Raw genomic sequence first — 12,954 nt, forward strand, 5'->3', positions numbered from 1 at the left:
GCAGGGGCCGGGCATCTCCGGCAGCTGATGTAGTTGCAGTTGCAATTGAATCTAACGCTGACGACGGTATCATTGCAACTGCAACGAAAAACCCTTGGAGAGATCATGACCACCCCCGCGCCAGACCTCTGGTACAGCTTCATCCGTGCCCACCGCTGCCTGATCCGCGAGATCGAACGGCGCCTGGCCGAGCAGAAACTGCCGTCCTACGCCTGGTACGACACCTTGTGGGGGATCGAGAGCGGCCAGGATGGCGCACGACGCATGCACGAGCTGGCCGACGCCATGGCGATCGAGCGCTACAACCTGACGCGCCTGGTCGATCGGCTGGAGAAGGAAGGCCTGGTCACCCGGGAAAAGGCGCTGGACGACGGCCGCGGCGCGATCGCCCGGATCACCCCCAGTGGCCGGGCGCTGCGCAAGCAGATGTGGCAGGTGTACGAGCAATCGGTGGCCGAGCTGTTCCTGGTCGAGTTCGACGAACAGCAGCGCGGGGTGTTCGCCCGGGCGCTGGAGCAGGCCAGCCGCAACGCCCGAACCTCAGGTAAAAACTGACAGCCAGGCGCCGCGCAGGATGGCCCCGGCGGCGCCGGTGTTCGCCGGCAAGGCCGGCGCCTACAGCGGTTGCGAGCCTACTCCTGGATCAACTACGGAAGAACGCCAGCAAGTCGGCATTGATCACCTCGGCATGGGTGGTCGGCATGCCATGGGGGAAACCGGCGTAGGTCTTCAGCGTGCCCTGGGGCAGCAGTTTGGCCGACAGCGGCCCGGAGTTCTGGTAAGGCACGATCTGGTCGTCGTCGCCGTGCATCACCAGCACCGGTATGTTCACCTGCTTGAGCGCTTCGCTGAAGTCGGTCTGGGAGAAGGCGACGATACCGTCGTAATGCGCCTGGGCGCAGCCCATCATGCCCTGGCGCCACCAGTTGAGGATCACCCCCTGGTCGGCCTTGGCGCCGGGGCGGTTGTAGCCGTAGAACGGCCCTGCCGGGATGTCGTGGTAGAACTGCGCGCGGTTGGCCTTGAGCTGCGCCTGCAAGTCATCGAACACGCTTTTGGGCAAACCGCCGGGGTTGCTGGCGGTCTTGACCATCAGCGGCGGCACCGCGGCGATGATCGCCGCCTTGGGCACCGGGTCCTCGGGGTGGCGGGCCAGGTAGTGGATTACCTCGCCGCCGCCGGTGGAGTGGCCCACGTGGATCGCGCCACGCACGCCCAGGTGCTGGACCACGGCGGCGACGTCATCGGCGTAGTGGTCCATGTCATGGCCATCCCAGACCTGGCTGGAACGCCCGTGGCCGCGGCGGTCGTGGGCGACCACGCGGTAGCCCTGGGCGACGAAGTAGAGCATCTGCGCGTCCCAGTCGTCGGCGCTCAAGGGCCAGCCATGGTGGAAAAAGATCACCTGGGCATCGCGTGGGCCCCAGTCTTTGTAGAACAGGTCGATGCCTTCGCTCGTCGTGACGTATCCCATTTTGCGTCTCCTGTTATCGAGGGGTGCTGCTCATGAGGGTGGGCCAGCGCTTGGCCACCGGGTAACTCTAGGATTAAAGTGCACTTCAAGGTCAATCCCATTGCAAGGTGACGCATGAGAATAGGTGAACTGGCCAAGGTCACAGGCCTTGCCCCGTCGCGGATTCGGTTCTACGAAGCCAGCGGTCTGATCCAGCCGGTGCAGCGCAAGGCCAATGGTTATCGTGCCTACGATGCCGACTCGGTGTGGGTGCTGGAGATGATCACCAACGCCCAGGCCGCCGGTTTCTCGTTGGATGAAATCCGCCACTTGCTGCCAGCCAGGGCCAAGGGCTGGCAGCACGATGAACTGCTTGGCGGGCTCAAGCGCAAGGTCGAGGAGATCGAGCGGTTGCAGGAGCGCCTGGCGCGCAACAAGGCGCAGTTGCTGCTGGTGATCGAAGGCATTGAGAGCAAGCCCGAAGGGATGGCCTGCGTGGACAATTCGCAGCGGGTGCTGGAGCGCCTGCGTGAAGAGATGGCCCAGGACAAGGCAGGGCGTTGAGCCAGGGGCCCAACGCGGCCCTGTGGCGTCAGTTGTCGGCGTGCAACGCCGCCAACGGCTTGGGCGCATACAGCGCGCTCTGGAACGCTGGCACATACTCGTACTTCAGCATCCGCCCCAACTGCAGCTCACGGATGTACTGCGCCAGGCTGCCATCGCCAAGCACCAGCTCCACCGCGTCGGCGCTCATGCTCGAGGCATGGGCGGTCTGCCGCGAGGTGGCGTAGCCATAGGCCAACCGCCCCTGGTGATCGAGGTTGGTGAAGCTGTTGGTCACCAGCTCCGGCTCATCGGACAGGCCCTGCAGCTTGCGTCCACGCATCAGCACATCGAGCTTGCCGGTCTGTGCGTCGAGGATGTCGTAGGTGACAGCGGCGGTGTCCTCGCGGCGGTTGATCGGGGTCAGCCACTTGGGCAGGTTGTAGCCGACCACGCCGCGCACCCGCGCCAATTCGGTGTTCACCGGCAGCTTGAGGACATAGCCCCAGAAGTCCTTGGACAGTGATTGCCCGACCAGGGTGAACGGCCCGAAGTTCGACTTGCCCGGTTTGTTGGTGATGATCGACAGGGCGATTTCGTTGTAGCTGTCGTTGTCGCAATAGTCATAGCTGTAGGCGGTGAGCGCCACCAGGCCACGGCCCGGCCACACCTGCAGCGGCTGCACCTGAGCCAATACCTCGGCGGGCATCAGCGCGCGCAGGCGTTTAAGGTCGGCGGTGTATACTGCGGTGATACGGCTGTTCTGGTAGTAGAAGTTCGGCGAGTAGGAGGCGAAGCCCATGTCGACCTGGGTCTTGTGCAACCCCTTGAACCAGCTCAGGTCCAGCTCCGGCGCTTGCTGGTGGATCACCGACAGCGGCGGGTTGGAGCGATAGCGCTCGTACAGCCCGCCCTTTAGCACCGGCACGGGGTGCCCGGCGATGTCGATCAGAGTGGTGTCGGCGTGCTCGGGGATGCCGTTGGCGGCATGGCTGACAGGGGCCAGCAGGGCGCCGGCCAGGGCGGCGACAGGTCCAAGTTTCACGGTGCGGTTCTCCAGGGCGTGCTTGACGAAGCGAGAAGGAAAGTCACAGCACCTGCACCCTAACGTTCAACCCAACTTGAGAGTCAATGGCCAAGTTTTTCGCTGTGGCGGGCTTGACCTTAAAGTTGACTTCAAGGCTAAGGTCGCCGTACCAACTCGCTGAGGTACTGTCGATGGACGTGTTCTCCCCCCTGACCCTGCCCAATGGCTCGATCATCCCCAACCGCATTGCCAAGGCCGCCATGGAGGAAAACATGGCCGACGCCGACCATGCCCCCTCCGCGCAATTGATGCGCCTGTACCAGGCCTGGGCCGAGGGCGGTGTGGGGCTGATCATCAGCGGTAATGTCATGGTCGACAACCGCGCCATGACCGGCCCGGGCGGGGTGGTGCTGGAGGATGACCGGCAACTGCCGCGTTTTCGCCAGTGGGCCGCCACCGGGCGGGCCAAGGGCGCGCAGTTCTGGTTGCAGATCAACCACCCTGGCCGGCAGATGCGCGCCAACCTGGGCCAGGTGACCTGGGCGCCGTCGGCCGTGGCGCTGGACCTGGGCAAGATGTCCAAGCATTTCGCCACGCCGCAGGCGATGACGGCCGAGGTGATCGAGGATGTAATCCGGCGCTTCGCCAACACCGCCCGGTTGGCGGAGCAGGCGGGCTTTACCGGGGTAGAAATCCATGCCGCGCACGGCTACTTGCTCAGCCAGTTCCTCTCGCCCCTGACCAACCAGCGTACCGACCAGTGGGGCGGCTCGCTGGAAAACCGCGCGCGTTTGCTGCTGGAAATCGTCAAGGCGGTGCGCGCGGTGGTGGCGCCGGGCTTTGCCGTGGCGGTCAAGCTCAACTCGGCGGACTTCCAGCGCGGCGGCTTCAGTGCCGACGATGCCAGGCAGGTGGTCGGCCTGCTCAACGGCTTGTCGGTAGACCTGGTGGAGCTGTCCGGCGGCAGCTACGAGGCGCCGGCGATGCAGGGCCAGGCCCGGGATGGCCGGACATTGGCGCGTGAGGCCTATTTCCTGGAGTTCGCCAAGGATATTCGCGCGGTGGCGAACATGCCGGTGATGGTCACCGGCGGGATCCGCCGCCGGCCGATTGCCGAGCAGGTGGTGCACAGCGGCGTGGAGATGGTCGGCATCGGCACCGCGCTGGCCATCGACCCGGCCTTGCCCCAGGCGTGGCGCGCGGGCAGGGACGCAGTGCCAGCGCTGCGGCCGATCACCTGGAAGAACAAGGCGCTGGCCTCGCTGGGCAACATGGCCATGGTCAAGTTCCAGTTGCGCCAATTGAGCGAGGCCAAGGCGCCCGACCCGCAGGTGGCCCCCTGGTGGGCGCTGCTGCGCCAGCAATGGGCCGATGCCGCGCGCACCCGCCAGTACCGCCGGCGCATGGCGCGACAATAACGCCCCGGCACGGCCCGCAGATGCGATAATGCCGGGGTTTTCACCAGGGCTTGCGCATGCTGACCATCTCCAACACCGTGCATCTGCCGGATGCCGACATCGAGCTCACCTACATCCGCGCCCAGGGCGCGGGTGGGCAGAACGTCAACAAGGTCTCCAGCGCCGTGCACCTGCGCTTGGACATTCCTGCCTCGTCGCTGCCGGCGTTCTACAAGGAACGCCTGCTGGCGCTACGTGACAGCCGCATCACCGCCGATGGGGTGCTGATCATCAAGGCCCAGCAGTACCGCACCCAGGAGCAGAACCGCGCCGACGCCTTGGCGCGCCTGGTCGAGCTGATCCAGGGTGCCACCAAGGTCGAGAAAAAGCGCCGCCCGACCAAGCCGACCCTGGGTTCGAAGACCCGTCGGCTGGAGTCCAAGAGCCGGCGCGGCACGCTCAAGGCGGGGCGGGGCAAGGTGCAGTTCTAGGCTTTTTCTACAGCGCCTAAGCACGCGGCAACGCGGCGAGCATACGGTCGAACGTTGTCAGGGCGCAGGGACTGGCCTGACGCTCCAGCGCAGGCAGCGCGGCGGGTAAGTCGAAGCGTACCCGACCGGGCAGCACCGACTCCAGGGCCGCGTACCATTCCAGCAGCGCCGGCTGCAGGCGCACATGCAACTCGAAATTCGAACGCCGGCGGGTGAGATCCGCTCTGGCGCGTTCGCGCGCCAGTTGCGGGTCGATGCGTGCTACCAGGTAGCGGTCGGCAAAGCCGATGCGCCCCTGGGCGAGGGTGGCGCGGGTGGCGTCCCGCTCCAGGCGCCAGTCCTGTTCGCTGGCCTCGCCGATCCGCCACAAGGTCCAGATGTAGTGAAGCTTCAGCGGGTCGCTGTCGCAGATCGCCCAGGCGCTGCGTGCTTGCTGGTGCAACGCTGCCTGCCAGCGCTCGACATTGCGCTCGGCCCAGAACGCGGCGGCGGCCTGCGGCTGCTGGGCGCGGTCCGGGGCGTTGGCGAAACGGCCGTGTTCGGCGACGACATGTTCGCCGCCGTGCCTGCTGCACCAGGTGGTCTTGCCACCGGCGCTGATCCCCTCGACCACCACGATCATCGTTTCGACTCCCTTCAATGAGCGCGCGAGTCTATAGCATCTGTGTATAAGCAGCAGGATTGAAATTACCAATAGCGCTGATGGGCAGGATCAATTTAGCGATCGGGCGTGGCCTCCTTAACCTTTTCCAGGCGCATCAAGACGCCTGTATAGAGCCTTTAGGAGTACATCATGATCCCGTTCAAACTGTTTCAGCCTGGTCGCCTGCTGGTGGCCAGCGCCCTGGCCGCCAGCCTGCTGTCGCTGTCGGTGCAGGCCGCCACGCTGACCCGCGACAACGGCGCGCCAGTGGGCGACAACCAGAACTCGCAGACCGCCGGCCCCAACGGTTCGGTGTTGCTGCAGGACGTGCAACTGCTGCAAAAGCTGCAGCGCTTCGACCGTGAGCGGATTCCCGAGCGCGTGGTGCATGCCCGCGGCACCGGCGCCCATGGCCAGTTCACCGCCAGCGCCGACATCAGCGAGCTGAGCATGGCCAAGGTGTTCCGCCCTGGCGAGAAGACCCCGGTGTTCGTGCGCTTCTCGGCCGTGGTGCATGGCAACCACTCGCCGGAAACCCTGCGTGACCCGCGCGGCTTCGCCACCAAGTTCTACACCGCAGACGGCAACTGGGACCTGGTGGGCAACAACTTCCCGACCTTCTTCATCCGCGACGCGATCAAGTTCCCGGACATGGTCCACGCCTTCAAGCCCGACCCGCGCAGCAACCTCGACGACGACGCGCGGCGCTTCGACTTCTTCTCCCATGTACCTGAGGCCACCCGCACCCTGACCCTGCTGTACTCCAACGAGGGCACCCCGGCCAGCTACCGCGAGATGGACGGCAACAGCGTGCATGCCTACAAGCTGGTCAACGCCAAGGGCCAGGTGCACTACGTGAAGTTCCACTGGAAGAGCCTGCAAGGGCAGAAGAACCTCGACCCGAAACAGGTCGAGCAGGTCCAGGGCCGCGACTACAGCCACATGACCCACGACCTGGTCACGGCGATCAACAAGGGCAATTTCCCGAAATGGGACCTGTACATCCAGGTACTCAAGCCTGAGCAACTGGCCAGCTTCGACTTCGATCCGCTGGATGCCACCAAGATCTGGCCCGACGTGCCGGAGCGCAAGATCGGCCAGATGGTCCTGGACCGCAACGTCGACAACTTCTTCCAGGAAACCGAGCAGGTGGCCATGGCGCCGTCGAATCTGGTGCCGGGCATCGAGCCTTCCGAGGACCGCCTGCTGCAAGGCCGACTGTTCGCCTATGCCGACACCCAGATGTACCGGGTTGGCGCCAACGGCCTGGGCCTGCCGGTGAACCGTCCGCGCAACGAGGTGAACACCCTCAACCAGGATGGCGCGGCGAACAACGGCCACACCAGCAGTGGCGTCAACTACCAGCCGAGCCGCCTGCAGCCGCGTGACGAGCAGGCCAGCGCGCGTTACTCGCAGGCGCCGCTGAGCGGCACCACCCAGCAGGCGAAGATCCAGCGCGAGCAGAACTTCAAGCAGACCGGCGAGCTGTTCCGCTCGTACAGCAAGAAGGAGCAGACCGACCTGATCAACAGCCTCGGCGGGGCGCTGGCGATCACCGACGAGCAGAGCCGCTACATCATGCTGTCGTTCTTCTACAAGGCCGACGCCGACTACGGCACTGGCTTGGCCAAGGTGGCCAAGGCCGACCTGAAGCGTGTTCAGCAGTTGGCGGCGAAGCTGCAGGACTGACCTTGTCATGCAGGAGCCGGCTGTGCCGGTGCCAGGTTGCATGTAGCCTGGTACGCCAGCAAGGCTGGCTCCTCCCCAGGAGGCTGCCATGTACCAATGCATACTCGCCGCCGTGCTCGGCTTGTTGGCCGCCACGGCCCAGGCCGAGGACGCCGCGCAGGTCGAGCAACGCCTGCGCGACTACTACTTCGAAGCGGCACGCCAGGGCGATCAGGCCGTGCTCGGGCAATTCATCCAGGCCGGTTACAACCTCAACGTGCAGGATGCCAAGGGCTACACCGGGCTGATCCTTGCCGCCTACCATGGCCAGGGCGCAGCGGTGGAGCAACTGCTGGTGGCTGGCGCCGACCCCTGCGCCCAGGACCTGCGCGGCAATACCGCGCTGATGGGGGCGATCTTCAAGGGCGAGTTGCGCATTGCCCGGCGCCTGCTCGAGGCCCCCTGCAGCCCCGACCAGCGCAACGCCAGCGGCCAGACCGCCGCCATGTACGCGGCGCTGTTCAAGCGTGACGACCTGCTCCAGGCACTGACCGCCCGTGGTGCCGACCCGCACGCCCAGGATGCCTTGGGCAACAGTGTCGACAGCCTGCGCCGGGGTCAGCTCAACGGTGTTCGCTAGCCGCCGGTGACCGGTGGGAAAAAGGCAACATCGTCGCCGTCGGCCAAGGGCTCGTCGAGGCTGCACAGGTCCTGGTTGCGGGCACACATCAGGTTGGCCTGGCCTAGGGTTCGCGCCCACGGCTCGCCACGCGCGACCAGCAACTGCCGCAGGTCGCGCAAGCTGGCCAGGGCCGGTGTCCAGGCCAGGTCCTCGCCGTCGCTGCCCAGCAACTCGCGGTAGCGGGCAAAGTAGTTCACCCGGATCATCAGGCGTCCTCCAGCTGGTACAAGCCCGAGCGCCCACCCGACTTGCGCAGCAGGCGCAGCCAGTCGATCTGCAGGCTGCGGTCGACCGCCTTGCACATGTCGTACAGGGTCAGCGCCGCCACGCTGGCGGCGGTCAAGGCCTCCATCTCGACCCCGGTGGCTCCCTTGAGGGTGCAGGTGGCGATGATTCGCACCGAATCCGGCGCCACCGCCTTGAGCTCGACGGTCACCGCTGCCAGCAGCAACGGGTGGCACAGCGGGATCAGCTCGTGGGTGCGCTTGGCGGCCATGATCCCGGCAATGCGCGACACCGCGAAGACATCGCCCTTGGGGTGGCCGCCGGCATTGATCAGGGCCAGGGTCTCGGGTTTCATCCGCACCCAGGCTTCGGCCACGGCTTCGCGGCGGGTGTCGGCCTTGTCGCTGACATCGACCATGTGCGCGTGACCGCGATTGTCCAGGTGGGTCAGCGGGCTGGCTGGGGCAGGGGCGTGGTTCATGGGGTCTCCAGGGTACGGCTGGGGGCGAGGGCCGGGCACAGCAGGGCGCGGGCCTCGGCGAAGCACTGTTGGGCCAGGGCCGAGCGCGGTTCGCTGCGGCGCAGCAACAGGCCGACTGGCGCATGGATGGCGGCGGCGTTGATCGGCAGGATGCGGATATGCTCGCTCAGGCCTTCCAGGCCGTGGTCCAGGGGCATGATCGCGCAGCACAGGCCAGCGCTGACGCCCTGGATCAGCTGGTAGGTCGAGTCGCTCTCGAGGATCGATTGCGGGTGCAGGCCACGGCTGCGAAAGCTCAGGTCGATCGACTGGCGGTAGTGCATGCCCTGGGACAACAGCCCCAGCGGCAGCTGCTCCAAGGCCTCCCAGGTCAGGCTCGGGGTGCTGAAGCGAAAGTGCCGGCTGTCGTAGAGCAGGCCCATGCGCGTGGCGCCCAGCTCGATGACGTCGAAATAGTTGCGGTTGATCCGGTCCAGGTAGCAGATGCCCAGGTCCAGCTGGTTGCGGCTCAGGCCATCGGTCACCTGTTCGGAGCTCAGCGAGGTCAGCTGGATCTGCAATTGCGGATAGCACTCGATCAGCGGCTTGAGCAGGCCCATCAGGTTGAAGCTCGACAGCGGCACCATGCCGATGCGCAGGCTGCCGACCAGCCGTCCGCGGCAACTGGCGGCCTCGGCTAGCAGGCCGTCATAGGCTGCCAGCAAGGTGCGGGTCCAGGCCAGGATACGTTCGCCGGCCTCGGTGAAACCCTCGAAACGCTGGCCACGGGTCACCAGCACCAGCCCAAGCTCGTCTTCCAGGTTGCGCAGGCGCATCGACAGCGTCGGCTGGGTGATGTGGCACAGCGCGGCGGCCTGGCCGAAGTGTCGGGTCTGGTCCAGGGCGATCAGGAACTTGAGTTGTTTGATATCCATGTGACGCCTTGCCGGTAAGTTGCTATCGGGACATGGCGTTGCCGACCATGTTTCAAGGCGACGAAAAGTAAAGTGAAGTGCCCAGGGCGTCCAATGGGAAATAACGAAGAACTGATAGAGGTGATTGATGATGGGCGTTGATAGAGCCTGTTGATGGGCCGGTTCATATTATCGATTGGACGCCTGTTTATAGCCGCTCTAGTTTCTGCGGATTATTCGCCAGCACTGTGGGGTTAGCCATGAGCGTAAAACCTGATGCCGTATTTGTTCCGCTGAATATCGCCGTATTGACCGTCAGCGATACCCGTACTTTCGAAACCGACACCTCCGGCGAACTGCTGGCCACCCGCGCGGTGGACATGGGCCATCGCCTGGTGGCGCGGGTGTTGCTCAAGGACGACCTGTACCGGATCCGCGCCCAGGTGGCCAACTGGATCGCCGACGATGGCGTGCAGGTGGTGCTGATCACCGGTGGCACCGGCTTTACCGGGCGTGACAGCACGCCCGAGGCGGTGGCGTGCCTGCTGGACAAGCAGATCGATGGTTTCGGCGAGCTGTTCCGCGCGCTGTCGATCCTCGACATCGGCACCTCGACCGTGCAGAGCCGGGCCCTGGCCGGGCTGGCCAATGGCACCCTGGTGTGTTGCCTGCCGGGTTCGACCGGAGCGTGCCGAACCGCCTGGGAGGGCATCCTGGTGGAGCAGCTCGACGCCCGCCATCGGCCCTGCAACTTCGTGCCCCACCTGAAGGCCGCAAGCCGCTGCGGGCCACGGCCATGAGCGCGCTTCCTATATAAACCTGCGTGCAATTAAGTTCGGGCGCGATAAGCGCGGCCCTAGCCTAGGGCGAAAATAACAGCGCGTCCAATTGCAATGAATGAACAGTTGATCAGTGCGCTCTATCAGGGCGTGTTGATAGAGCAGGCCGATCAACCTGTCATTACTTTTGATTTGACGCCTGCGCCTGGCAAAAATAGCCTGCAGCGGTCGACAGTTTCGAAGTACCGGTTAATTAACTAAACCGAAAGTTCAAACTGGCCCTCCCGCGTGAATCGATCAAGGGTGATCCTGATGAGCGAAGAAGAACATATCAAAAGTTACAACGGCCCGGCGGCCGGCTGGGGCGCGCTGATGAGCGTGACCAAGGCCTGGCTGGGCAGCGAGAATGCGGTCAAGAACGTCCGCGCGATGCTCAAGACCAACCAGAACAGCGGCTTCGACTGCCCCGGCTGTGCCTGGGGCGAGTCGCCCGAAAACGGCATGGTCAAGTTCTGCGAGAACGGCGCCAAGGCGGTGAACTGGGAAGCCACCGGCCGTTCGGTCGACCCGGACTTCTTCGCCCGCTACAGCGTCAGCGCCTTGCTCGAGCAGAGCGACTACTGGCTCGAATACCAGGGGCGCCTGACCCATCCGATGCGCTACGACGCCAGCACCGACCACTATGTCCAGATCAGCTGGGACGAAGCCTTCGCCCTGATCGCCCGCCACCTGAACGGCCTCGAGTCGCCCGACCAGGCCGAGTTCTACACCTCTGGCCGGGCCAGCAACGAGGCGGCGTTCCTCTACCAATTGTTCGTGCGCAGCTTCGGCACCAACAATTTCCCCGACTGCTCGAACATGTGCCACGAGGCCAGCGGCCTGGGCATGGGCGATACCCTGGGCGTGGGCAAAGGCACCGTGGTGTTCCATGACCTGGAGCAAGCCGACGCGATCTTCGTCATTGGCCAGAACCCCGGCACCAACCACCCGCGCATGCTCGAACCGCTGCGCGAGGCGGTGGAGCGGGGCGCCCAGGTGGTCTGCTTCAACCCCCTCAAGGAGCGCGGCCTGGAGCGCTTCCAGCACCCGCAGCACCCGTTCGAGATGCTTCGCAACGGCTCCGAGCCCACCAATACCGCCTACTTCCGCCCGGCCCTGGGCGGCGACATGGCGGTGTTGCGCGGCATGGCCAAGTTCCTCTTGCAGTGGGAGCGCGAAGCCCAGGCCAACGGCATGCCGGCGGTGTTCGACCATGCCTTCATCAAGGCCCATACCAGCGGGATGGACGCCTACCTGGCCCAGGTCGACGCCACCTCGTGGGCGCATATCGTCGAGCAGTCCGGGCTGAGCCTGGCCGAGATCGAACTGGCCGCACGCATGTACCGCAAGGCCGAACGGGTGATCATGTGCTGGGCCATGGGCGTCACCCAGCATCGCCATTCGGTGCCGACCGTGCAGGAGATCGTCAACCTGCAACTGCTGCGCGGCAACGTTGGCCGACCGGGCGCCGGCCTGTCGCCGGTGCGCGGGCACAGCAACGTGCAGGGCGACCGCACCATGGGCATCGACGAGAAGCCGCCTGCCTGGTTGCTGGACAACCTCGAGAAGCGCTTCGCCATCGACGCACCGCGCGGCCACGGCCACAACGCCGTGTTGGCGATCCAGGCCATGGAAGAAAAGCGCGCCAAGGTGTTCATCGCCCTGGGCGGCAACTTTGCCCAGGCCACCCCGGACACCCCGCGTACCCATGCGGCGCTGCGCAACTGCGAACTGACCGTGCACATCTCCACCAAGCTCAACCGCTCGCACCTGGTCACCGGCCGCGACGCCTTGATCCTGCCTTGCCTGGGCCGCACCGAGATCGACCTGCAGGCCGAAGGCCCGCAAGGCGTGACCGTGGAGGATACCTTCAGCATGGTGCACATCTCCCATGGCCAGTTGCAGCCACGCTCGGCGCTGCTGCGTTCGGAGCCGGCGATCGTCGCCGGCATGGCCAAGGCCACCCTCGGCGACCGGCCGATCGACTGGGACTGGACGGTGGCCGACTATGGGCGCATCCGCGACCTGATCGCCGACACCATCCCTGGTTTCAACGATTTCAACGCCCGCTTGCAGCACCCAGGCGGCTTCCACCTGGGCAACGCTGCCGCCGAGCGCGAGTGGAACACCGCCAGCGGCAAGGCTCAGTTCAGCGCCACCGAGCTGCCGGCGCAACTGGTCAACGAGGCGGTGCTGGCCCGTGGCGACAAGCCGGACCTGATCCTGCAGACTCTGCGCTCCCACGACCAGTACAACACCACCTTGTATGGCCTGGACGACCGCTACCGCGGGGTGTTCGGCCTGCGCGAAGTGGTGTTCGCCAACGAAGCGGACATCCGCCGCCTGGGCTTCGAGCCGGGCGAGAAGGTCGACCTGGTGTCGCTGTGGGAAGACGGCCTGGAGCGCCGGGTCAATGGCTTCACCCTGGTGGCCTACGACATTCCCCAGGGCCAGGCCGCGGCGTACTACCCGGAGACCAACCCGCTGGTACCGCTGGAAAGCTACGGCGATCGCACCTTCACGCCGACCTCCAAGTTCGTCGCGATCAAGCTGGCCAAGGCGCAAGCCGACGGCCTGATCCACACCGTCGCCGGCTGAGCCTTCACTTCCTTCATTCATCGACTGCGGCTCCC

General features: G+C 65.3%; 14 protein-coding genes. 8 read left to right on the forward strand and 6 right to left on the reverse strand.

Annotated features, from left to right (window positions below; translation table 11 throughout):
• The first annotated feature begins 105 nt into the window (after positions 1–105).
• A complete protein-coding gene (locus tag NJG22_RS16040; RefSeq protein ID WP_217847944.1) occupies positions 106–555 on the forward strand; it encodes a MarR family transcriptional regulator in 450 nt (149 codons plus the stop codon).
• Between the two features lie 88 nt (positions 556–643).
• Here NJG22_RS16040 and NJG22_RS16045 read toward each other — a convergent pair whose 3' ends face one another.
• Entirely contained in the window at positions 644–1,474 is an 831-nt protein-coding gene (locus NJG22_RS16045) for an alpha/beta hydrolase (RefSeq protein ID WP_217847943.1), read from the reverse strand.
• 114 nt (positions 1,475–1,588) lie between these two features.
• Between NJG22_RS16045 and NJG22_RS16050 the strand changes: the two genes are divergently transcribed.
• Complete coding sequence (locus NJG22_RS16050; protein ID WP_253095879.1) at positions 1,589–2,017, forward strand: MerR family transcriptional regulator; 429 nt, start codon at positions 1,589–1,591, stop codon at positions 2,015–2,017.
• A 28-nt stretch (positions 2,018–2,045) separates the two neighbouring features.
• On the opposite strand, the gene NJG22_RS16055 is transcribed toward NJG22_RS16050, so the two are convergent.
• Complete coding sequence (locus NJG22_RS16055) at positions 2,046–2,972, reverse strand: acetoacetate decarboxylase (ADC) (protein ID WP_253095975.1); 927 nt, start codon at positions 2,970–2,972, stop codon at positions 2,046–2,048.
• A gap of 242 nt (positions 2,973–3,214) precedes the next feature.
• Here NJG22_RS16055 and NJG22_RS16060 point away from each other — a divergent pair, with 242 nt between their 5' ends.
• Complete coding sequence (locus tag NJG22_RS16060; protein WP_253095881.1) at positions 3,215–4,441, forward strand: NADH:flavin oxidoreductase/NADH oxidase family protein; 1,227 nt, start codon at positions 3,215–3,217, stop codon at positions 4,439–4,441.
• A 56-nt stretch (positions 4,442–4,497) separates the two neighbouring features.
• Positions 4,498–4,911 (forward strand): alternative ribosome rescue aminoacyl-tRNA hydrolase ArfB, encoded by a 414-nt coding sequence (arfB, locus tag NJG22_RS16065; protein WP_253095883.1) that lies wholly within the window; start codon positions 4,498–4,500, stop codon positions 4,909–4,911.
• Between the two features lie 16 nt (positions 4,912–4,927).
• On the opposite strand, the gene NJG22_RS16070 is transcribed toward arfB, so the two are convergent.
• Entirely contained in the window at positions 4,928–5,533 is a 606-nt protein-coding gene (locus NJG22_RS16070; RefSeq protein WP_253095884.1) for a hypothetical protein, read from the reverse strand.
• 171 nt (positions 5,534–5,704) lie between these two features.
• Here NJG22_RS16070 and katB point away from each other — a divergent pair, with 171 nt between their 5' ends.
• Together katB and NJG22_RS16080 are read left to right on the forward strand one after the other, a co-directional pair.
• Positions 5,705–7,243, forward strand: coding sequence for a catalase KatB (gene katB / locus NJG22_RS16075; protein WP_217847938.1), 1,539 nt, complete (start codon positions 5,705–5,707; stop codon positions 7,241–7,243).
• 88 nt (positions 7,244–7,331) lie between these two features.
• A complete protein-coding gene (locus NJG22_RS16080) occupies positions 7,332–7,862 on the forward strand; it encodes an ankyrin repeat domain-containing protein (RefSeq protein WP_253095886.1) in 531 nt (176 codons plus the stop codon).
• On the opposite strand, the gene NJG22_RS16085 is transcribed toward NJG22_RS16080, so the two are convergent.
• The 3 genes from NJG22_RS16085 to NJG22_RS16095 are packed head-to-tail and all read right to left on the reverse strand — an operon-like array spanning position 7,859 to position 9,524.
• On the reverse strand, positions 7,859–8,110 hold the full coding sequence (locus NJG22_RS16085; RefSeq protein WP_253095888.1) for a MoaD/ThiS family protein: 252 nt from the start codon (positions 8,108–8,110) through the stop codon (positions 7,859–7,861). The two genes, NJG22_RS16080 and NJG22_RS16085, sit on opposite strands and share 4 nt — an antisense overlap.
• Complete coding sequence (gene moaC, locus NJG22_RS16090) at positions 8,110–8,610, reverse strand: cyclic pyranopterin monophosphate synthase MoaC (protein ID WP_253095890.1); 501 nt, start codon at positions 8,608–8,610, stop codon at positions 8,110–8,112. The genes NJG22_RS16085 and moaC overlap by 1 nt, the downstream gene beginning before the upstream one ends.
• A complete protein-coding gene (locus NJG22_RS16095) occupies positions 8,607–9,524 on the reverse strand; it encodes a LysR family transcriptional regulator (RefSeq protein WP_253095892.1) in 918 nt (305 codons plus the stop codon). Before NJG22_RS16095 ends, moaC begins: the two co-directional genes overlap by 4 nt.
• Before the next feature lie 239 nt (positions 9,525–9,763).
• On the opposite strand from NJG22_RS16095, the gene moaB reads away from it, so the two are divergent.
• Complete coding sequence (gene moaB, locus NJG22_RS16100) at positions 9,764–10,303, forward strand: molybdenum cofactor biosynthesis protein B (protein ID WP_217847933.1); 540 nt, start codon at positions 9,764–9,766, stop codon at positions 10,301–10,303.
• A gap of 291 nt (positions 10,304–10,594) precedes the next feature.
• Positions 10,595–12,919: an FdhF/YdeP family oxidoreductase gene (locus NJG22_RS16105; RefSeq protein ID WP_253095894.1), complete on the forward strand. Its 2,325-nt coding sequence runs from the start codon at positions 10,595–10,597 to the stop codon at positions 12,917–12,919.
• Positions 12,920–12,954: the final 35 nt, after the last annotated feature.

The organism is Pseudomonas sp. VA159-2 (assembly GCF_024126635.1).
Lineage (GTDB): Bacteria > Pseudomonadota > Gammaproteobacteria > Pseudomonadales > Pseudomonadaceae > Aquipseudomonas > Aquipseudomonas muyukensis.

Bases quoted from the DNA above. Each gene is read 5' to 3' on its own strand.
- NJG22_RS16040 (WP_217847944.1), top strand. From the start codon at position 106: ATGACCACCCCCGCGCCAGACCTCTGGTACAGCTTCATCCGTGCCCAC.
- NJG22_RS16045 (WP_217847943.1), bottom strand. From the start codon at position 1,474: ATGGGATACGTCACGACGAGCGAAGGCATCGACCTGTTCTACAAAGAC.
- NJG22_RS16050 (WP_253095879.1), top strand. From the start codon at position 1,589: ATGAGAATAGGTGAACTGGCCAAGGTCACAGGCCTTGCCCCGTCGCGG.
- NJG22_RS16060 (WP_253095881.1), top strand. From the start codon at position 3,215: ATGGACGTGTTCTCCCCCCTGACCCTGCCCAATGGCTCGATCATCCCC.
- arfB (WP_253095883.1), top strand. From the start codon at position 4,498: ATGCTGACCATCTCCAACACCGTGCATCTGCCGGATGCCGACATCGAG.
- NJG22_RS16070 (WP_253095884.1), bottom strand. From the start codon at position 5,533: ATGATCGTGGTGGTCGAGGGGATCAGCGCCGGTGGCAAGACCACCTGG.
- katB (WP_217847938.1), top strand. From the start codon at position 5,705: ATGATCCCGTTCAAACTGTTTCAGCCTGGTCGCCTGCTGGTGGCCAGC.
- NJG22_RS16080 (WP_253095886.1), top strand. From the start codon at position 7,332: ATGTACCAATGCATACTCGCCGCCGTGCTCGGCTTGTTGGCCGCCACG.
- NJG22_RS16085 (WP_253095888.1), bottom strand. From the start codon at position 8,110: ATGATCCGGGTGAACTACTTTGCCCGCTACCGCGAGTTGCTGGGCAGC.
- moaC (WP_253095890.1), bottom strand. From the start codon at position 8,610: ATGAACCACGCCCCTGCCCCAGCCAGCCCGCTGACCCACCTGGACAAT.
- NJG22_RS16095 (WP_253095892.1), bottom strand. From the start codon at position 9,524: ATGGATATCAAACAACTCAAGTTCCTGATCGCCCTGGACCAGACCCGA.
- moaB (WP_217847933.1), top strand. From the start codon at position 9,764: ATGAGCGTAAAACCTGATGCCGTATTTGTTCCGCTGAATATCGCCGTA.
- NJG22_RS16105 (WP_253095894.1), top strand. From the start codon at position 10,595: ATGAGCGAAGAAGAACATATCAAAAGTTACAACGGCCCGGCGGCCGGC.